21 protein-coding genes are annotated in these 19441 nt (G+C 50.3%); 1 reads left to right on the top strand and 20 read right to left on the bottom strand.

Features of this window, described 5'->3' with window-relative positions; genetic code table 11:
• Positions 1-205 precede the first annotated feature (205 nt).
• The 15 genes from NT002_04535 to NT002_04465 form a co-directional block, all read right to left on the bottom strand.
• The gene (locus tag NT002_04535) at positions 206-661 is read right to left on the bottom strand and encodes a DoxX family membrane protein (protein ID MCX6828529.1); all 456 of its coding nucleotides are present in this window, start codon (positions 659-661) and stop codon (positions 206-208) included.
• A gap of 1 nt (position 662) precedes the next feature.
• Complete coding sequence (locus tag NT002_04530; protein MCX6828528.1) at positions 663-1160, bottom strand: rhodanese-like domain-containing protein; 498 nt, start codon at positions 1158-1160, stop codon at positions 663-665.
• A 253-nt stretch (positions 1161-1413) separates the two neighbouring features.
• The gene (locus NT002_04525) at positions 1414-1608 is read right to left on the bottom strand and encodes a hypothetical protein (GenBank protein ID MCX6828527.1); all 195 of its coding nucleotides are present in this window, start codon (positions 1606-1608) and stop codon (positions 1414-1416) included.
• 223 nt (positions 1609-1831) lie between these two features.
• Positions 1832-2146 carry a LuxR C-terminal-related transcriptional regulator gene (locus NT002_04520; protein MCX6828526.1) on the bottom strand — a complete coding sequence of 105 codons (315 nt, stop codon included), beginning with the start codon at positions 2144-2146 and terminating at the stop codon, positions 1832-1834.
• Positions 2147-2160: 14 nt separating this feature from the next.
• Complete coding sequence (locus tag NT002_04515) at positions 2161-2643, bottom strand: hypothetical protein (protein MCX6828525.1); 483 nt, start codon at positions 2641-2643, stop codon at positions 2161-2163.
• A 62-nt stretch (positions 2644-2705) separates the two neighbouring features.
• A complete protein-coding gene (locus NT002_04510) occupies positions 2706-3086 on the bottom strand; it encodes a cupredoxin family copper-binding protein (protein ID MCX6828524.1) in 381 nt (126 codons plus the stop codon).
• Between the two features lie 203 nt (positions 3087-3289).
• Positions 3290-4006 (bottom strand): glycosyltransferase family 2 protein, encoded by a 717-nt coding sequence (locus NT002_04505; GenBank protein MCX6828523.1) that lies wholly within the window; start codon positions 4004-4006, stop codon positions 3290-3292.
• 5 nt (positions 4007-4011) lie between these two features.
• Complete coding sequence (locus NT002_04500; protein MCX6828522.1) at positions 4012-4692, bottom strand: DapH/DapD/GlmU-related protein; 681 nt, start codon at positions 4690-4692, stop codon at positions 4012-4014.
• Positions 4689-5708: a Gfo/Idh/MocA family oxidoreductase gene (locus NT002_04495; protein MCX6828521.1), complete on the bottom strand. Its 1020-nt coding sequence runs from the start codon at positions 5706-5708 to the stop codon at positions 4689-4691. The genes NT002_04500 and NT002_04495 overlap by 4 nt, the downstream gene beginning before the upstream one ends.
• Positions 5705-7954, bottom strand: a complete 2250-nt coding sequence (locus NT002_04490) for a glycosyltransferase family 39 protein (protein ID MCX6828520.1) — start codon at positions 7952-7954, stop codon at positions 5705-5707. Before NT002_04490 ends, NT002_04495 begins: the two co-directional genes overlap by 4 nt.
• 14 nt (positions 7955-7968) lie before the next feature.
• Positions 7969-8934 carry an NAD-dependent epimerase/dehydratase family protein gene (locus NT002_04485; protein ID MCX6828519.1) on the bottom strand — a complete coding sequence of 322 codons (966 nt, stop codon included), beginning with the start codon at positions 8932-8934 and terminating at the stop codon, positions 7969-7971.
• Position 8935: 1 nt separating this feature from the next.
• Positions 8936-9664: a glycosyltransferase family 2 protein gene (locus NT002_04480; GenBank protein ID MCX6828518.1), complete on the bottom strand. Its 729-nt coding sequence runs from the start codon at positions 9662-9664 to the stop codon at positions 8936-8938.
• A complete protein-coding gene (locus tag NT002_04475) occupies positions 9648-10667 on the bottom strand; it encodes a lysylphosphatidylglycerol synthase transmembrane domain-containing protein (GenBank protein ID MCX6828517.1) in 1020 nt (339 codons plus the stop codon). The genes NT002_04480 and NT002_04475 overlap by 17 nt, the downstream gene beginning before the upstream one ends.
• Positions 10668-10673: 6 nt before the next feature.
• Positions 10674-11786 carry a glycosyltransferase family 4 protein gene (locus NT002_04470; protein ID MCX6828516.1) on the bottom strand — a complete coding sequence of 371 codons (1113 nt, stop codon included), beginning with the start codon at positions 11784-11786 and terminating at the stop codon, positions 10674-10676.
• Positions 11783-14803: a DUF2723 domain-containing protein gene (locus NT002_04465; GenBank protein MCX6828515.1), complete on the bottom strand. Its 3021-nt coding sequence runs from the start codon at positions 14801-14803 to the stop codon at positions 11783-11785. The genes NT002_04470 and NT002_04465 overlap by 4 nt, the downstream gene beginning before the upstream one ends.
• Before the next feature lie 399 nt (positions 14804-15202).
• On the opposite strand from NT002_04465, the gene NT002_04460 reads away from it, so the two are divergent.
• The gene (locus NT002_04460) at positions 15203-15532 is read left to right on the top strand and encodes an RNA-binding protein (GenBank protein ID MCX6828514.1); all 330 of its coding nucleotides are present in this window, start codon (positions 15203-15205) and stop codon (positions 15530-15532) included.
• Between the two features lie 163 nt (positions 15533-15695).
• Here the strand turns inward: NT002_04460 and nusB are convergent, their stop codons facing one another.
• From nusB to ribD, 5 genes are all read right to left on the bottom strand, one after another.
• The gene (nusB, locus tag NT002_04455; protein ID MCX6828513.1) at positions 15696-16103 is read right to left on the bottom strand and encodes a transcription antitermination factor NusB; all 408 of its coding nucleotides are present in this window, start codon (positions 16101-16103) and stop codon (positions 15696-15698) included.
• Entirely contained in the window at positions 16103-16576 is a 474-nt protein-coding gene (gene ribH, locus NT002_04450; protein ID MCX6828512.1) for a 6,7-dimethyl-8-ribityllumazine synthase, read from the bottom strand. The genes nusB and ribH overlap by 1 nt, the downstream gene beginning before the upstream one ends.
• An 8-nt stretch (positions 16577-16584) precedes the next feature.
• On the bottom strand, positions 16585-17790 hold the full coding sequence (locus NT002_04445) for a bifunctional 3,4-dihydroxy-2-butanone-4-phosphate synthase/GTP cyclohydrolase II (protein MCX6828511.1): 1206 nt from the start codon (positions 17788-17790) through the stop codon (positions 16585-16587).
• An 18-nt stretch (positions 17791-17808) separates the two neighbouring features.
• A complete protein-coding gene (locus NT002_04440) occupies positions 17809-18444 on the bottom strand; it encodes a riboflavin synthase (GenBank protein ID MCX6828510.1) in 636 nt (211 codons plus the stop codon).
• Positions 18444-19441: bifunctional diaminohydroxyphosphoribosylaminopyrimidine deaminase/5-amino-6-(5-phosphoribosylamino)uracil reductase RibD (ribD, locus tag NT002_04435; GenBank protein ID MCX6828509.1), on the bottom strand; the 998-nt coding region annotated here is incomplete at its 5' end. The genes NT002_04440 and ribD, both read right to left, overlap by 1 nt.

Genomic DNA, 19441 nt, shown 5'->3' with positions numbered 1-19441 from the left:
ACTTCCGAAAGCGCAAAGACTATGTTTCTCCTGCTAAAATCTAACTCGTTATACGACATTAGGTGTCTCCTTTTGAATCAGCTTGTAAATCTTAAGGATACACCTCTTGTCGTTTTTACACACTTATAAAGATATTACCGCGCTGTGTCGCTTTGGAAGGAAAATCCCCTGCGAAATAAATGATCGCTTTGTCGGAATTCGGGACCTATCGCCCCATTATGCTGAATCGAGGTGAACGATTGAAAAATAAATAGAGAGTGAGAAGGAGCAATCCGAGATCACGAAGAAGGAGCCCCAGAATGCCGCCCTTGGCTTTTGAACTGACTGTAAAACAGCCGCACTCGATATCGACACCACGTATCAGATTTACTCCCAGAGCGATTATGAAACTGACCAGAATCAGATTAAGGGCCAGCACACCCCCCTCTTTGTAAATGCCCAGAATGATCGAAATACCGCAGATCAACTCCACCCAGGGGAGAATCAAGGCAAAGATATTGATGAAATCAGTCGGGAGAAGATGATAATTGTAAACGATTCGGGCAAATTGGCCGGGATTGAATATCTTATCGAAAGACGCATAGATAAAAATCGCCCCCACTGCGATCCTGACCAGCAAATTGAGATAATCATTATGCAGAAACTTATTCCAGTCCGACATATTATCCCATTCCCTCCACCGGCAGCTTGGCTTTCGCCCACTCTCTCCAACCGCCGTAAAAAATAAATACCTTATCATATCCCCGGGCGGCCAGCTCCCGACCGAGAAAAAGCGAAAGTTCGCATTCATCACCGGAACAATAAATCACGATCTCCCTGTCGCTGGGAATATCTTTCATCACACTCGTCCAGAAATCTTCATAATAGTCATAAGGAAGGTTATGCGCCCCCCTGATCCGCCCCAGCTTGAAATCGGCCGTATCGCGGGCATCGATAAAGACAACATTCTTGGATTGAAATTTCGCCGCCGCTTCATCAAGCGAAATGAAAGGGGGATCCCCCGGCTGCGCCGAGGGCGGCACAATCACCGAGTCGGAACCGGAAATTGACGGCCATTCGCCGTGAAAAGGAATGCGCCGGGCGGAAACGAGATTCACGACAACGGCCAGAATGACCGATATCACCACCAGTAGTACTGCCTGTTTGATTCTTGTTGACATACTCTGCTTTTCTACAAACATAATCTCTTTATGTTCCGGCCTTGATTCAGGGGCGGCAATATCTTTTCCTTCCTGCCAAATGTCAACCCTTTAATAACCGGCAAAAATGGGCGGTGACCACTCTCACTTCCCATGTTAAAGTATTACCTTATATTGTAACGACAAGTTAATGACATATATATAAATAAGGCCGGCTCATACCGGCCTCATACTTGGCAATGTGCTCCAACCTCTAACCTAACCCCCTGGCGACCTAAGCTCGATATAGTTCCTCCATAAGGCCATCGCCAACTGCCTTTCTGTGCTTGAATCCGAGCAGGTCAAATTCTCCCTTTAAAATATGTGATGCCACCACCACAAATCTCTCGGGGTTTAGCCCTTGCAGACCATAAGGATGCCAGCAGTCCTTTACCCCGACCCTGGCAAACCTTTCAACTTCTTTTCTCACAGGCATATTTTTCCCCTTTAGCCAGGATTGTTAATTGGTATGGCGGGCTAAACTAGGGGCTTAAATTTCTGAAAACTCCAACCACCTCCTTTAAGGTTTCAGTCATTTCATCTACTCTGTTGCGACTTACTGTGAGGAAAGTGCTTCGGCTTCTACAAGTAATACGGCGGTAAAGGGTATCTAATAGTATTCTTTTCCATCTATATATATTTTAACATACACGTCAGGCCTTCACAAGCAGCTTTAACCTATTAATGGCCCGATGCTTATAAATATTCACAACCTGCTGCTTGATCCCCAGTATGCGGCCGATCTCTGCTTCCCGTTTCCCATACAGATAAAGCTTTAAGACTTCCTTCTGTCGGCGAGAAAGAGAATGATTTATGTGCCAGATAACCAGTTCGCGCAGCCGATCGATTCGTGCTTCCGCTTCCGGATTCGGTTCGCGGTGATAGGGGGATTTTTCAATCGGAAATGATTCTATAAGCAGCCGGTCGACCAATATTTCAACAAAGGCTGATTGCTCTGGCTTAGACATTTCTAATGAAGATCTTACTCACCCAAATCGAGAATCTTTTTTACGGAGTCGGCCGGCAAAGTATATTTCCGGGTCAGCTTGGCGGATAAATGGGCCAGTGTGGTCTTCCGCTCGTCGGCTGTCATATGCTTGGGGAACTCATGCACCAGGGAATCATACTCGGCAATCATTTTGACCACATCGGTGCCGGTCAGAAGCGCCTTCTGGTCGGCTTTTTCCACCTTGGAGCTATCGACTATACCATACAAACGGTTAAGACTGTCTATCTGGTTCTGGTAATACTTTTCGAGATTCTTCAGCGAATCGGCATAGAAGCGGCTGGAATCTCTCATTTCCCTTACCAACAGACTATCGCGCGCCCGACCATATTCGGAATGCATGGTCTGAATTTTCGACTCATCCCGTTTGGCCGAAATGGAGGATTTAAGAACCGAAATGCCGATTATTATGCCGATTAGAATGAGAACGGCAAATATCTTGAATGCTGTCCTGGTCATAGTAAACCTACCTTCCTTCAGAGGAAAATAGGTTTACACAATACCGCTGTCAAGAAGGAAACTTACGGCGTCACGACAATCATACCTTTCATCGAAGGATGAATGGCACAATGGTAGGGGAAACTCCCCGCCGTCGTAAATATAAACGAATAAGTATCATTCGTGGCCAGATTTCCGGATGATGTAAAAGCCCCGTTGTCACTGGTTACCGTGTGCGTCGAGGCATCCTTATTGGTCCAGATTACCGTCGTGCCCGCCTTCACCGTCAGGCTGCCCGGGGCATATTTAAATCCGGAAATAGATACCGTATTGCCGCTTCCGCCCCCGACACCCCCGCCATTGTTGCCGGAGGAATTGGTCGGATTGCTGGAACAGGCGGTCAGAAGCAGGGCCAATCCCATGATCGAAATTACGAGAAGAAACTTCAGGTTTGCGTTTCGCATAACGCCATCCTTTCATTATTGGACTATGTTAGTCTATGATTGTGTAACAGGAGTGATCGCTATTAGTTCCCGCGAACAACAAAAACCCGGCTCATCCTTGAGCCGGGTCAGTTGTGCCGCCAGCCATCCCCCGACCGGGCGGCATTACCTTATTACTCTACTGTCCTGCTTATATATAACGCGCCGGGGGAGGAATTGTTCCTCTATCGTTTGATCTTAAGAATCAGGAACAACCAGGGGCGCACCATCGACCACCACCCCACCAGCGGCTTGATCTTGCTGTAGTTCTTCTTTGATTCCGGATACATCATGGAAACCGGCACCTCGGTAATCCGGTATCCCCCCTTGAGAACATGGTAATGGATATAATACTCCATTTCATATTTCTCAAGCCAGGATTGGTTGAGATTGAACCGCCTGTCGTCAAAAAGCGAAAGCCGGTATGCCCGGAATCCGCAGGTTATATCGGTCCCCTTAAATCTGCTGATACGGTTGACAAAGAAAGTGAACAGGTCAATCATCAGCTCCCGGAATAGAGGCAGATGCGGTGATTTGCCTCCCGGCAGATTTCGGGACCCCTGCACATAGTCATACTCTTCATGGATAATCGGCGCCATCAGCCGCTCTATCTCCCCGGGGAGCATTTTGCCGTTGGCCGCCATAATCACGATTATTCCATAACCGTGGGTGCGGCCGAAATTTATCGCCTCTCTTATTCCCATACCGATACCGCGGTTGGTATCATGCCTGATAACATGAAATTGCCGCCCTTTCAAGAATTCATAGCTGCCGTCATCAGAGCCGTCATCGACAAAAAGAATCTCATATTCCCCCGTCCGGCGTAATTGCTCGACTAATTTCTTAAGCTTCTCCCCTTCATTGTAAGAGAAAAGAGCTACTAATATCTTATAATTGGACATTCTGCTTATGAGTTTTCCGGATCTGTATAGGGCGGCCAGAGGTACGGCCGCTCATAGGCGTTTATCCGGCAGGTCAGTTTGTCAACCGCCTTAATCACTTTGGCCGGATTCCCCGCCGCCACCATCATGGCCGGGATATCGCCAATCACCACCGAACCGGCCCCAATCAGCGACCCTTTCCCTATCCTGATCGCCGGCAGGAAAGTGCAATTGGCGCCGATCTTAACCAGGTCGTCAATCACCGCCCCGCCGCCGCATTCTTTATAGCGCGGGCAGTTCATCGGATGAGGATCATCGGTGAAAACCGTGTTGGGACCGATAAAGACATGATTCCCCAGAGTCACCATCTCCAGAAAACATCCCGAGTGGATGCGGCAATTTTCGCCGATCTTATTCTCGAATTCCAGAACGGCATTGGTGCCGACCGAGCAGTCGTCGCCGATAATGTTATCTTCCCTGATTGACGCTCCCTGTCCCGATTGAAAATTATCGCCGATCTTCGTTCCGGCATAAATGGTCGTGAATGCCCGGATAACAGAATTGCGCCCGATGACCAGCGGCCGTTCTCCCTCCTGCAGTCCGCGCGGCGGCTGCCCCAGAATAGCCGGGCCGTAAATTATGGAGCCTTCACCAATGGAAACATTGGCGTATATTTTCGCTTCGCCGATTATTTTCACGCCGGTCATAACTTGATTACCTTTCCCCCCTGCTTGAGCGATTGATTGGCTGCTTCCAGTATCCGCACCACGCGGAAACCGGCCTCTCCGTCGGTCAGCGGCCGCCGCTTCTCGGCGATTGCCGTCACGAATTCCTTTGCCACCAGATTCAGCGCTTCGGTCAGATTTATCTGCGGTGCCATCATATCGCCGGTGCGGTACTGCACCATAATATTATAGACCTCTTCCCGATTCTTTATATAGTCGACTCCCTTATTATAGATTTTGACCTTCTCCGAGGGCTCCACGTCATCATAAACTATCATCTTCTTCGAGCCGCATATAAGTGTCTTGCGCACCTTCACCGGCGCCAACCAATTGACATGAATATGCCCGATAAGATGAGAATCATAACCAACCGAGAGATAGGCGATATTTTCGATGTCACTCTCGAAATGGGCCACGCCGGTGGCCGAGATGGTGCGGGCCGGTCGATCCAGCAGGTAATCCATTATCGATACATCATGCGGCGCCAGATCCCAGATGACGTTGATATCATGCTGAAATAAACCGAGATTGACCCGCACCGAATCAAAGTAATACAAATCCCCCAGATCGCCGCTGACAATGATTTCCTTTATTTTTCTCACCGCTCCGGTGTAGATGAAAGTATGGTCGACCATTAAGGTAAGATTTTCCTTATCGGCTTTCTTTATCAGAGCCTCGGCCTGCTCTGCCGTGGCCGTCATGGGCTTTTCCAGGAGAAGATGCTTGCCGTTCTCCAGCGCTTCCATCCCCAGAGTGAAATGTGTCGATACGGGCGTGGCCACCACGACCGCATCAATATCCCTATTTCTAATAATATCCTGACTGTCCCTGGAAAGAATCTTGATGTTGGGATAGAGACGGGAGATAAAATTAAGTCGCTCTTCTCTGAGATCCGAAACGCCCAGAACTCTGACATTATCGAGAAGCCCAAAATTCCTTATCAGATTTGGTCCCCAGTACCCGCAACCGATTATTCCAATATTCATATCAATCCTCAATAATACGAGCGGCGCTCATTGGCCTCCTGCACCCTCACAAAAATCCGGTAGCGGCCGCTCTGCCGTCCTCCGGCCGGTGAAAGATCCCGGGTCGTGCTTTGGGCGTTGACTGCATTATCAACATAATAAGAAATTACCGAGTCGGAGGAAAGGGGATATTTCAGCCGGATGCGCGGGTCGCCTTTGTCCACCAGACGTTCGATCGAGGAAATTTCCATCGCGGGCACAAAGGCCATATCGCCGGCAAGTGAGGAGTAATCGCCGTAAAGATCAATGACCGCGCCATTGCTCTCGCCTGATGCCTCCCGCGCCGAAAGCTCGATATTCAGAAAACCATCCCGTGCCACCAGTTGATTGACGGCAGCTGCCGACAACGGCACCAGAGACCAGTACCGCATTTCCTCCCGCGCATACCCGCCTACCTCTTCGAATACTCTATAGCTGGCTTTCCGATAATAATTTGAATTCAACGGCGATCGTCCGAAAATGAACGGACTCTTCATTCCATTCAGGGCAAGCGAGAGATCGTGACCGGCGTTCCTGGGACTGCCGATATCCAGCATGATATTCACTGCGTCGCCTTCCTTCAAATGGAAATCCCTGGGGAAAAATATTTTTACGCCGGCGGCTTGACCCGGGCGATTGAGCCGGCATCGCCATTCGGCCCAGCTGTCCGGTGCCGCCGAGCATACAGACAGGACCAGCAAGGCGACAACCGCCGGAACGGTCTGAAATTCGATCGCCTTATTAAAGCCAAGCTGCCGCGAAATTAGCTTGCTGAAAATGAAAAGCATGCCGAAAACAGCCGCAAGTTTCAGGCAAATCGAAACCCAGACCCCGTTAGAGGAGCCAATAATTCTCACCCCGCCGCTGACCGGAAAGAAAATAACAAAAGCGCCCCCGGCCAGAAGCAAAGTCCATCGAATGAGATTGGCCGCCCTCCCCGGTTGCCGCCAGGTCGTCGTTATATTTGTGGCAATCTTATCCAGAATCGCCGCCGCCGCAATCATCATCACCGGCATGGCGTTGACATTGTACCTGGCCAGCGAGTGCAAAATCAAATGCACCAGACTGTAGTACAGGGGCAGAAACAGAAGATATATCAAACCCTTGCGGTCGTTGACTGTACCAAGCAGGACGCCAAATAACGCCGTCATAACTATCAGCAAATGAAAATTCCCGTCTGATTTATCCGAAAAGAGAAATGTGGTTCTAAAATCATTATATGGCTGTGCCCATAACCGGACAAATTTCTTGACCAATAACCCCCCATAACCCAGAGGGTCGCGCTCGATCTTCTGGGTTACCGGCGAAATCCAGAAATCCTTATCCACGACATCAAGATCATATCCTTCGTACTTTATGGATGAGCTGGAACGGAAATTTGCCTCGGAATAACGCGGGTCGCGAATGGCAATCTGCCCGAAGTAAAGACTGGTTATTAGCAGCCAGGGTGCCACGATCACTCCGAATGGGATGGCCGCCCGTCCGAGATTGCCCGCCGCCTGTTTCAGATTCCGCCTGCTGTCATAAAGATAGCCGGCAGCAAAGGGTACAAAAAGTAGCGTCGCGGTCGGTTTGGCCAAAACCAGAAGCCCCAGTGTCATGCCCGTCAGATAAATATATTTCTTTCCTCCGGTCTTATGCCACTGCAAGAGGAAAAGGAAAGTGCTCAGTATCAATAGAACCGTAATCGGTTCCGGCGATACCATTCCACATAATATAAAAAAGGGAAAATAGAGAAGATAAAGAATTCCTCCGAGGATCGAAGTCCTGCGGCCGAAAAGCTCAAAAGCAATCATCATCAGCAGGACCAGACAAATACCGTCAATCACCGAATTTAAGATTCTCACGGTTGCAAAATCAGAACCGAAGCCGACCAGGAAAATCGCCGCCAGGTACGTCGGATACAGCGGCCCGGAGATGAAGAGGTATTCCTCGGTCAGGCCGACCGTCGGTTTCGCATAGTACAACCATTCGATCTGCTCCCCTTTTATGTACTTGTTCATAGTTGATAGAAATTCTTTCTGCGAGGAGAGGCTGTCCTCGGAAGAATATCTTTCGGGATGCCCGAATGCACCGCCCTGCTGAATGTAATGGAGAATTCCCAGGGCCGCCGAGGAATATATCCGCGCATCCCACATCACCGGCGTCTGTTTCTTGCCGAGAACAAAAGTCAGACGACTCACTACCGCCAGAATAAAAAAGAGCAGCAGAAGGCGGCGGAATGTCAGTTTGGGAAGCATCGGAAAAAGAAACTTCAGAAGACCTTGCTGGCTCGATTACGAAACCAGGCGACAGTCCTTCTGAGCCCCTCCCGCAAAGTTACCTGCGGTTGCCAGCGAAGTCTGGTTCGAATCCGCTCGATATTCATCACCCGTCTTCGAATATTATCGATATCGCGCCGGTCTATATACTCATAGGCAACCTTTTTCCCCAGAAGCTCGGTGAGAATTTCGACCATTCCGATAATCGTCGTTTCGGTCCCGGTTCCCAGATTGAATACCAGGCCGTCGGCGCGCGGCGACAAAAGCGCGCTCAGCGTCCCCGATACGGCATCATCGACATAAGTGAAATCGCGGGTCTGCAAGCCATCCCCGTGAATCTGCACCGGCTGCCCGTTTTCAATCGCCAGAATGAATTTGGAAATAACGCCGCAGTAGGGGTTGGCCGGATCCTGTTTCGGCCCATAAATATTGGAATAGCGGACAACCGTGGCCGGCACGTAAAAGGTCTCATAAAAAGAATAGCAATAGTTCTCCCCGGCCAGTTTGGAAACCGAATAGGGTGAAAAGGTCAATGGATTCTCATCTTCGGAAATCGGTAAAATCCGCGGGTTACCATAGACCGAAGCTGAAGATGAATAGACAATTCTTTTCGGCTTGGTTTCTCGGGCGGCCATCAGAACATTCAGCGTCCCGCCGATATTAACCTCGTAATCATCGTGAGGATTTTTGGTCGATACAATAATATTTCTGGCGGCCAGATGGGCAACATAATCGACTCCCGTCATTAATTTGCGCACCAGTTCATAGTCAACAACGGAACCTTGAACAAATTCATAGGGAATATCTTTGTCAATATTATCGAGACTCCCAGTGAACAGATCATCGAGCACAATGACCTCTCCCCCGGCTCTTACAATCGCCGCCACAACATTCGACCCGATAAATCCGGCCCCGCCGGTCACCAGGACGGTGCTTCCCGTAAAGTCAATCTTGATCATTTTATTTCCTCAATCTTAATCCCAGAAACAGCAGGGGTCGGGCCAGACGCCACCAATCACGAAAAGGCTTCATTTTGGTAAATTGCTTGCGATTGCCATGATAGTAGATTGTGATCGGCGCTTCCCTGAAACGCACTCTCCTGCTTTTGACAACTTTATATAATATATATGGCTCGAGCTCATACCTGTCAAGCCAATCCTGGTCGATATTGATGCTCTTGTCATCGAAAATGGATAGCCGAAAAGCCCTAAAACCGTTCGTGGCATCAGTCACCCGGCGTCCGACCAGAATGGTGAAGAATAATGAATAAAGCTGGGTAGTGATCATGCGGAACGGTCGATCGTTGACCACCTTTCCCCCTTTCATCCGCCGTGAGCCCTGCACGAAATCACATTCCCCGCGCAGAATCGGCTCGATGACACCATCGATCTCGCTTGGTTCGTGCTGATCATCGCCCGATAATATTATGCAGATGTCGAAGCGATTGGCTATTCCATATTTGATACCCGACCGGATTCCGGCGCCCACTCCCCGATTCTGTTCGTGGCGGATTACCTCCGCGCCGGCCCCCCTCGCTTCCTCCGAGGTCTTATCTTTCGAACAATCATCAACCACAATGATGCGACTCACCGCCGAGATTTTTTTCACCTTTGCCACCACCCGACCGATTTTCCCTTCCTCATTATAGGCCGGCAGAACCACCAGTATTCTTTCAGATTTCGGCATCATGCCTCTCTTCCAGGGCCTCTTTCTCCAGTTGCTTTAGAGAAAGATGTTCCTTTTTGAGATAATAGAAGCCCATGAGGGTAATGGGAATGAACTGCGCGGCATGCAGAACGATAGCGCAGGAAATGGCGCTGTTTGAGCTGACATTGAAAAAATGCAGTGTCCAGACAACTCCACCGTGATAGACCCCGATGAAGCCGGGCGATGATGGAATCAGAATCGAAATCGATACTACCACCAGAAGGACATATGATGCATAGAAGGGAAGATCCAGCCCGAATGCATATAAGACAAAAATGTTTGATATCCCCATGCAAAGCCAGAGGACAATAGTATGGGCCGAGACCCAGGCGGTCTGCCGCCAGTCTTTCAGAAAGAGCAATCCCTTCGAAAATTTCAACACGATGCTGTTAACTTTGCCGCGAATTCCCTGCGGAAGGAAAAAGAGGTATTTGGTCAGAATCCTCCCTGCCCCTTCCGGGCGCATGACCACGGCAATCGAAAACAGCAGCCCCACGCCGGCCACACCCAGCGAAATAACAGCTCCCATCTTGAAACGGCTGTCAACCGGCAGCGGCGTCAGCATCAGAATGACGGCAAGGATTAGAAGCAGTGCCAGAAGATCGAATACCATTCGCTCTGCAAAAATAGTCGCCAGCGAAGCCGATTTGGTAACTCTTTTTTCCTGTTCCGCCAGCGAATAGGCCCGTACAAACTCCCCCAGTCGCAAGGGAAGAACATTATTGGCCATAAATCCGACACAGGTGGCGGCCAGCAATTTGCTGTATTTCACCTCGGCCAGCGGACGCAGCATATATTTCCATCGCTCTGCCCTCTGATACATGGCAAAAATAACAAAGAAAATGTTCGGCAGAAGCCAGAGGTAGTTGGCCTCCTTCATGGCCTGCATCAATTCGCCAAAATTGACATTCCGAAGGATGATAAAAAGAAAAACCGCCGATATCAGCAACCCTAGGATAAATGAGAACATTCTTTTGCGCGACATAGCCGATTACCCCCGCTCCGCTACTTTCTGAAGTATCGCCAGGAATTCCCCTGCGGCATAATCCCAGTTGAACCGCTCAGCCCAGGCCAGTCCACCTCTCTCCAGCCGCCGGCGGGTAGCTTCATCCAGCAGTATCATTTCCATTTTCTGCGCCAGTTGATCAATATTGCCATACTCATAGAGCAGACCGGTTTCATTATCGACCACCGAATCCCTCAATCCCGGGACATCGGCCGCAACCGCCGCGGTTCCGCAGGCATTGGCCTCTATATTGGTCAATCCCCATCCTTCTTTCAGCGACGGATAAACAATCAAATGGCTTCTTCTTAAAGCCTCAACCTTCTCCGCGGAACTCACAAAACCGGGGAATTCCACCCGGTCATCAATCTTGAGATCACTGGCCAGCGCTTTCAACTGCGGAAGATAATCCCCGTTGCCGATTACCTTGAGCCGGGCTTCCGGAATCCCATGCGTCAATTTCTGAAAAGCCGTCAATAGATGATCTATCGATTTATATTTCTTTATTCGGCCTAAATAAAGTACCGTTGGCCGCTCATATTTGGTCACAGCGGGATCATGGTTATAAGTGCCTTTGTCGATACCGCAGTGCACGACCGAGATATCATCAACCGGTATCCCTCGCCGCGCGATATCATCCTTGGTCGATTCCGAAATGACATTAAATTTCCGGCCCCGATAAAATGGAACCAGCGGCTTTTCGGCCAGATAAATATAAAGCCCCAGCAGGAAATTTATTTCCTTGAATACCGTCGTCGAAAACAGGTGCGGTACAACCACCAGGGTCGGCATCTTAAGGTACAAGGGCGTGTAGAAAGGAATCTTGTTGATATCCTCAATGAGAACATCAAAATGCCCCTTCCGGGCGAAGTTCCGCAATTCCCACGGGGTCACCAGATTGAAATTGTACCTGTTGCCGCGCCTGATTATGTTGACACCTTCAATCACTTCTTCCGGCCGGGAACCCTTGTACCCCGAGCAGAAGAGCGTCACCTGATGTCCGGCTCTGACAATCCGCCGGAGCAGCTCTTCCAGATGTACCTCGGCCCCGCCGGCCTGAGGATTGCTGATATCCTGCCAGTTGAGGGCCAGAATGTTCATCGGCGGATACCTTCAGCCGTATCGACGCTGCGATTGACATTCTGAATATCCCGAAGAAGTCGTCGCGAATCCGAGTCCTCCGGATGCCGGCTTACCCAATCAGCCACCAGCTTTCGTAATTCGCTGAAATACCGATTTTCATAGTACATCGTAACCAGAGCGCGGTAGGCGTCGGCATAATCCGGATACATCTTATGGGTCAATTCAAGGGTCTTAATCGCATCCTCGGCCCGCCCGGCAATTTTGGCTGAAATACCCCAATTGAAATAGAGCTTCCACTTTTCATCGGTAGGAGCATTTTCAACAAACGCCCTCATGGTATCGGTGCGGCCCATCTGCGCCAGCAACTGGGCGCCATAAGCATACAGGTCGTATGACCAGGGCAGCACTTTCATCCCTTGCTTGACCATGTCGAAAGCCCCGACCATATCCCCCGCGCGACGGATCGAATCGGCTATCACCAGGTACCCTTGCGCATAGTTGCCGATCAGCCGCCGGGCATTCTCATCCTTGTAAACAGCAGGGTCGGAAACGCCGCGATAACTGTATTCTTGCAGGAAAAGGCGCCGCGTCTTTTCATAATTGATTTGATTCCGCCCCTTTTTCGGAGTCAGATGGTATACCATCCCTTCCAGCACCAGATTATCATTCAGCGACTGGCCGTGGAAACGTTTGCTCGACTCCGGAACGGTCACGGTCATATAAACCGGATAGCGCCATTTGTTGGCCTCAAGAACATGCTCTACAATCTGATCCTGGATACGCGATATGTCGGTATCGTTGATGTAATACGGCCGCAGCCTGTCAATAGCCTCGTCGCTCAAATCCAGAGGAACGCCCGATTTGTCACGCAGCTGCTTGACATACCAGGGGGTATTGGCCAGCGAAAGATTGACCACCCGCACATCGCGCCGGATACCATAAACCTGCTGAAGACACCAGAGGGGGAAAGTATCATTATCGCCGTTGGTGAAGACTATGGCATCCTTTTCGCATGTCTCCAGATAATTTCTCGAATAATCATATGGCATGAAATTGCGCGACCGGTCGCTGATAAAATAGTTGGCCCGAAGCGGTACCAGCGGCAGCAGCACCAGAAGAGCGGTCGCCCCGAACAGAGACTTGCTTAAGGCCGGTTTGAGATTACTCGTCGTCTCCCGGATCAAATCCATGACCGCGGCGATACCCAGGCCGATAGCCAGCCCGAAAAATATGAACGCCGGCGTGAAAAAATAATCGCGGTCCCTGACCTCCAGATAGTCTTCTCCCGTAATCGGATTCTGGCGGGTGCCGTCGGCAAAATTCATATAGAGCACCAACCCGACCGAACAAATCAAAATAAGCACCAAAAGCGGCAGACCGATATCCGGTTTTCGCCGGATAGATTCCCATATCCCCAGCAACCCGAGCACAAACACCGCAAAAAACCGCGGGCCGGGAAATCCATACTGCTCCTTGAAAAATCCCCAAAAACCCATTCTCTGATAGTTGCCGAACTGATTTTCCCATGATCCCCGCCGGACAAACATCCGGTGCACCATCGATTCGCTGCCATATTGCTTTCGCTCCAGATAACCGACCATGGCGTCAAGCGATTTGGATGGGCTGTTCATATCGAGGGTAGGCTTCTGCGCCGACCGAATCGGAATGGAAAAATGGATGGAATATCCCGCCGCCGCCAGAAGAATTATCAGAAGTGCCGTCTTCCAGCCCTTATCCTTAAACCAGTAACCAAGAATAATGATCACCAGGGAACCCGCTACCAAACCGACCACCAACTGCCAGAAACCCAGAATAACCAGCGATAGGGAAATGACCCCCACCAGCACCAGCCAGTTTGTATGACGCCAGAGCAGCACCCCCACGGCCGCCATGGCGAAAATTGACAGAATGATAAAAGATAAATACCCATTGAATATCAAACCGACCATAATTAACATTATCGGTGCCAGAGAATAGATTGCCGGAAGTAGCCAGACTTCCGCTACCTCCGGATCATCACGCCCGGAGAGATATTTAAAGAGAGCCACCAATCCCCAGAGGACCAGGGCGATCAATCCAATCCAGCCCAGAGGAATTCCCTTGAGACTATCTATGGTCGACACGATATCCTTATGCAGAATATTCTCGGCAAAAGCCGACCATATCACCAGATATAAGGGATAAAGAGAAACCAGATATAAGGCCACCGAAATCAAACACGGCCGCGACCATTTTGCCGCCAGACCGGAATGGAAAAGAAAGATTATAAAGAGAATCAGGGTCGGAAGATAGATCGGGACTTCACCTGGTCGTGATGACAGCTCAAATATGAAATAAAGCTCGGCCATAAAGAAAAATGACACGATGGCCCATTCCCTGGGCCCGGCCTTTTTGTCCAGAATAAAATAGAGTCCCAGAACCGGCATGACCACAAACATGGACAAATGAACTCCGATACCCAGCATCCCCAGAAAAAGAATCAGAAGCATGGTGCGAGTGCCCGAGGCGGTCTCCTTGTCCTGAAAATATCGCAAAGCCAGCCAGTAAATGACGATCATAAAGAGCATCGCCAGAGAATAGACTTCGGTCTCAACCGAATTCCCCCAATTGGTGCTGCCGAAAGCCATAAAAAGCGCCCCGGTGAACCCGCCGATATAAGCGATTATTCGATTATAGATATTCTCTCTATCGTCGTACCAGTAACTTATCAATCGGACAACAATCAGATAACCAAAGGTCGTTGCGGTGGCGGAACATAGAACCGAAAAGATATTGATTCGAACCGCAATATCACCTGCGATCGGCAGGAGAGCAAAAATGCGCCCCATAAGCACCCACAGGGGCGACCCCGGGGGGTGTGGTACACCAAGAGTATAGGCGGCGGTTATAAATTCGCCACAATCCCAGAATGAGAGCGTGGGCGCCTTGGTAAGAAAATAAACAATAAATGCAATTATAAAAACACCGGCGGCAACCAGGGCGTTAATACGATCAAAAGGTTCTTTTCGGCTCTGGGGAAGCTTGGCTGAATCCAATGTTACCTCATGTCATCCTAATTGGCTAACTCATTATACAAAATAGAGTTGTAAATATAATAGAATTTCTTCGTTTGTCCAGAAAGAATTTGGAATTTTAGTCGGTTTTATTTCCCCCGTTCTTCTGCGGAAAAATAACTCTTGGAAACTCTACCATCCGATTAGTGTTTAGCAACTTTGTGATAAAAATACTATTGACAACCGGCTTTATGCCGATATATTAAAAGCATGACAATCGGTCTCTTATATTAGATTTTCAAGGTTGGGATCAATCAATCAATATCTTGCAAAAATCAAAGACAAGAGACACAGCGCAATGGTGCGCAAGAACCAGTTTATCTTCCATCACGATTTGTCTGAACGAAATTCGTCGAGGGATAAACGAAACCGGAGAGTAGAATGAATATCTACGTCGGCAACCTGTCGCGCGAGACGGCAGAAGAAGATCTTCGCCAGGAATTTGAGAGTTTTGGCCCGGTCGACAAAGTGACCATAATTAAGGACAGATTCAGTGGCGAGCCCAGAGGGTTTGGTTTCGTGGAAATGTCTAACAAGAGCGAGGCCGATGCGGCTATTGCCGGTCTGAACGGCAAGGAATTGCACGGCCGGACTCTGAATGTCAACGAAGCGCGTCCGCGCACCGAGGGCGGTGGCGGCGGCGGCGGCGGTCGCAGCAGCGGTGGCGGTCGGGACCGCGGCGGTTTCGGAGGCGGAGGACGTCGCTATTAGTCGATGGTTCCCGGTTTCTGCCGGATAAAAAATCTACCAAACGACAAGGGGATTGGCATCGCGCCAATCCCCTCTTTATTTAAATCACTGACTGCGCGGATCAAACCCCTCTAGGGACTTTTCTGGATCGACATGGAATCAAAAGTCCTTATCGATAATGAGGCTACTCCCCCTTATCCCGCAGCACCCGGTCCAGTATCCCGTTCACAAATGCCGCCGATTCCAGCGTGCTGTATTTCTTGGCCAGTTCAATCGCCTCATCAATGGCCACCTTTATCGGAGTATCCGGCATATGTTCCACCTCGCCAATCGCCATCCGGAGAATATTCTTGTCAACAATCGCTATCCGGTCGATTTTCCAGTTGGTGGCCAGCTTCACAATGTACTTATCAATCTCCTTAACATTGTCGAGCACGGATTTATAAAGGGCATGAGCAAACTCGGCTCCCTTGGGGTCAAGCCCTCCCCGGTCAATTATAGAGGCGGAAATATTCTCCCGGCTCTGCCCCCCCTGCTCAAATGCATAAAGGGCCTTAAGCACATACTCGCGGGCGCGGCGTCGCGTACTCATTATTTATCAATTTCGCGATACAGATTGGCCATCTCGATCCCGGTCAGGGCGGCGTCCCACCCCTTATTGCCCGCTTTGGTGCCGGCCCTTTCAATCGCCTGCTCCAGCGTATCGGCGGTGATAATACCGTAAATCACCGGCTGTCCCGAATCGAGCGCCAGCCGGGCGATACCTTTAGAGGTCTCGTTGGCGATATAATCAAAATGCGGCGTATCCCCTTTTATCACCGCCCCCAGGCAAAGGATGGCATCGTACTTCTTCGTATTAACCATTTTCGAGGCGGCATACGGAATTTCAAACGAACCGGGTACCCAAGCGACTGTGATCGCCGTCTCCTCGGCCTGGTGACGGATCAGGCAGTCAATAGCCCCTTCCAGCAGTTTCGATGTCAGTAGATTATTGAAACGACTGACAACAATTCCGAATTTCAGCCCGGAGGCATTCAGTTTCGCGGCAATTTCTTTATGTGGCATACAGACTCCTATAGCATTGAAAATAGATGTCCCAGTTTATCACGTTTGGTTTCAAGATATTTCAAATTATGTTTGGTCGGCGGTATCTGAATCGATATTCGGTCGGTGATAGTCAGGCCGTACCCTTCAAGGCCGACCACCTTGCGGGGGTTGTTGGTGATAAGCCTTATGGTGGTCAGGCCCAAGTCAACCAGAATTTGGGCCCCAATACCGTAATCGCGGAGATCGGCGGGAAATCCCAGCTCCACATTCGCCTCAACCGTATCTCGACCCTGGTCCTGAAGCCTGTAGGCCAGGATTTTATTGGCCAGACCGATGCCGCGCCCCTCCTGACGCATATAAAGAAGCACTCCGCATCCTTCTTTTTCAATCATGGTGAGCGCCGTGGCCAACTGGTCGCCGCAGTCGCAACGGGCCGAACCGAATACATCCCCGGTGAGGCACTGCGAATGCACTCTAACCATAACATCTTTCTTTCCCGCCACCTCTCCCTTCACAATGGCCATATGATGGTGCTCGTCGGTCTGCGATTTATAAAGGTGAAGAGCGAATTGCCCGTACCGGGTGGGGAAGTTAACCACCGCAATTTTCTCGACCAGTTTCTCGTTGCGGCGGCGATATTCAATCAGGTCCTTAACCGTGACCAATTTCAGCTTGAACTCTCGGGCAATTTCCATCAGTTTCGGGACCCGCGCCATGGTGCCATCTTTATCCATAATCTCGCAAAGCACTCCGATTGGCTTCAGACCGGCCAGGCGGCAGAGATCGACCGTCGCTTCGGTATGTCCGGCCCGCGCAAGTACCCCGCCGTCAAGCGCCTGAATGGGGAATATGTGCCCCGGACGGCAAAGGTCCTCCGGTGCCGAATCCTCCGCCGCCAGCACCAGTATGGTGCGGGCCCGGTCGGCCGCCGAAATCCCGGTAGTTGTCCCCTTGCAGGCATCAACCGATATTGTAAATCGCGTGCCGTGAAGAGCGCTGTTGCTTTCCACCATCGGATGAAGTTTCAACCGCTCGATTCGGTCGGAGGTCAACGGAGTGCAAATCAAACCCCGGCCGTGCATAGCCAGGAAATTGATATTTTCGGGTGTCACCGTTTCCGCCGCCATTATGAAGTCCCCCTCATTCTCACGGTCTTCATCATCAACCACAATTATCATCCGCCCCTGTCTGATCTCCTCTATGGCCTCGGGAATTTTGTCAAACTCGCTCATCTTATCTCCCTGAAATCATCACCAGCCGCTTTGAATCAATTTATCCAAAGTCAAACTGTCTCTGTTGTTTTTCTTCAGTAATTGCACTATGTATTTCCCGATAAGGTCGAATTCCAGATTCACCTTATCGCCGGTTTTCAGCAAATCGAGGGTCGTCACCATTCGCGTATGTGGTATCAAATTCACTTTGAATGATTCGCTTTCAACTTGATTAACAGTGAGGCTGATGCCGTTTATCGCCACCGAACCTTTGGACACCATAAACTCGGCATAAGCCGCCGAAAATTTAACCGTCAGCTCCAAAACATTCCCTTCCTTGCCAATCTCCGCCGCCCGGCCGATTGTGTCGATATGCCCGGTGACAAAATGCCCTCCCATCCGGGTCGTCGGCAATAGGGAACGCTCCAGATTGACTCTTGTTCCGATTCGATAATCGCCGATAATCGTCAATTTCAGCGATTCCGGCGATACTTCAACCGTAAGATCATCTCTGCTTTTTTCCGTCACCGTCAGACAGCACCCATCCACGGCAATAGATTCCCCGATAATGAGATCCGACAGCTCACTTTCCGACCTGATTCTCAATTCCTTATAATCACCCCTGGAACTTATCCGAACAATCATGCCGCATGTTTCTATGATTCCGGTAAACATCACTTTTTCCTCGGATAGCCGGTGAACAACACATCCTGGCCGCAGGGCTCAAACAACCATTCCTTATATCTGACCGCATCCGCCAATTTACGAATATTCAGTTCCCCCACCGCCTCTGTACCGCGCCCGATAATCATCGGTGCAATCAGCAAATACTGTTTATCCACCAGCCCTTCATGTATCAATGAGGTTGCCAGTCGGCCGCCCCCCTCCACCAGAATAGAAATAAGGCCGAACTGCGCCGCCTTCTCCAAAAAATCCGACAGCAACAGACCATGCTTATTCTCCTCAATTGTCCAGACCGTCACATTCTTCACCTTAAATTTCGATGCTCCCGCCCGCGACGTCGCCAGAATTGTGCGCGCGTCACGGTTGTGCCTGAAAAGATTGATCGTGGTCGGAAAATTGGGGTGCCGCGACAAGACAATCCGATACGGATTCTTCCCCTTCACCAGCCTTACCGTCAGGTGCGGATTATCCGCCAGGACTGTTCCGGCTCCCACTACCACCGCATCGGAATCGGCCCTCAGTTGATGCGCAAATTTCCGCGCCTCCGGGCCGGAAATCCATTTGGAGTCGCCGCTCGCGGTGGCGATCCGCCCGTCCAGCGATTCGGCCGTCTTGAGAATGACAAACGGCTTCCCCGTGCGGATAAATTTGACATAGACTTCATTTAGCTTTTCCGACTCATCCTTCAACTGGCCGCTGGTCACCTTTATCCCCGCCCGTCTGAGTAGAGCCGCCCCCTTGCCGTTCACAGTGGGATTAGGGTCGTTTATCGAATAGACGACTTCCCTAATGCCGGCTTTGATAATAGCATCGGTACAGGGATGAGTTCGGCCATAATGACAGCAGGGTTCCAGATTCACATAGAGCGTGGCCCCACGGGCAGCCCCGCGTGCTTTATTGAGGGCCACAATCTCAGCGTGCGGTCCGCCCGCCTTCTCGTGATACCCCTGCCCAACGACTCGGTCCTTCTTGACCATAACCGCGCCTA

It is taken from the genome of Candidatus Zixiibacteriota bacterium, from assembly GCA_026397505.1.
Classification (GTDB): Bacteria; Zixibacteria; MSB-5A5; order GN15; family PGXB01; genus JAPLUR01.
This window is presented reverse-complemented; position numbering and strand designations above follow the sequence as displayed.

Coding starts and splice junctions, on each gene's coding strand:
- NT002_04535 (MCX6828529.1), bottom strand. CDS start 661: ATGTCGGACTGGAATAAGTTTCTGCATAATGATTATCTCAATTTGCTG.
- NT002_04530 (MCX6828528.1), bottom strand. CDS start 1,160: ATGTCAACAAGAATCAAACAGGCAGTACTACTGGTGGTGATATCGGTC.
- NT002_04520 (MCX6828526.1), bottom strand. CDS start 2,146: ATGTCTAAGCCAGAGCAATCAGCCTTTGTTGAAATATTGGTCGACCGG.
- NT002_04515 (MCX6828525.1), bottom strand. CDS start 2,643: ATGACCAGGACAGCATTCAAGATATTTGCCGTTCTCATTCTAATCGGC.
- NT002_04510 (MCX6828524.1), bottom strand. CDS start 3,086: ATGCGAAACGCAAACCTGAAGTTTCTTCTCGTAATTTCGATCATGGGA.
- NT002_04505 (MCX6828523.1), bottom strand. CDS start 4,006: ATGTCCAATTATAAGATATTAGTAGCTCTTTTCTCTTACAATGAAGGG.
- NT002_04500 (MCX6828522.1), bottom strand. CDS start 4,692: ATGACCGGCGTGAAAATAATCGGCGAAGCGAAAATATACGCCAATGTT.
- NT002_04490 (MCX6828520.1), bottom strand. CDS start 7,954: ATGCTTCCCAAACTGACATTCCGCCGCCTTCTGCTGCTCTTTTTTATT.
- NT002_04485 (MCX6828519.1), bottom strand. CDS start 8,934: ATGATCAAGATTGACTTTACGGGAAGCACCGTCCTGGTGACCGGCGGG.
- NT002_04480 (MCX6828518.1), bottom strand. CDS start 9,664: ATGATGCCGAAATCTGAAAGAATACTGGTGGTTCTGCCGGCCTATAAT.
- NT002_04475 (MCX6828517.1), bottom strand. CDS start 10,667: ATGTCGCGCAAAAGAATGTTCTCATTTATCCTAGGGTTGCTGATATCG.
- NT002_04470 (MCX6828516.1), bottom strand. CDS start 11,786: ATGAACATTCTGGCCCTCAACTGGCAGGATATCAGCAATCCTCAGGCC.
- NT002_04460 (MCX6828514.1), top strand. CDS start 15,203: ATGAATATCTACGTCGGCAACCTGTCGCGCGAGACGGCAGAAGAAGAT.
- nusB (MCX6828513.1), bottom strand. CDS start 16,103: ATGAGTACGCGACGCCGCGCCCGCGAGTATGTGCTTAAGGCCCTTTAT.
- ribH (MCX6828512.1), bottom strand. CDS start 16,576: ATGCCACATAAAGAAATTGCCGCGAAACTGAATGCCTCCGGGCTGAAA.
- NT002_04445 (MCX6828511.1), bottom strand. CDS start 17,790: ATGAGCGAGTTTGACAAAATTCCCGAGGCCATAGAGGAGATCAGACAG.
- NT002_04440 (MCX6828510.1), bottom strand. CDS start 18,444: ATGTTTACCGGAATCATAGAAACATGCGGCATGATTGTTCGGATAAGT.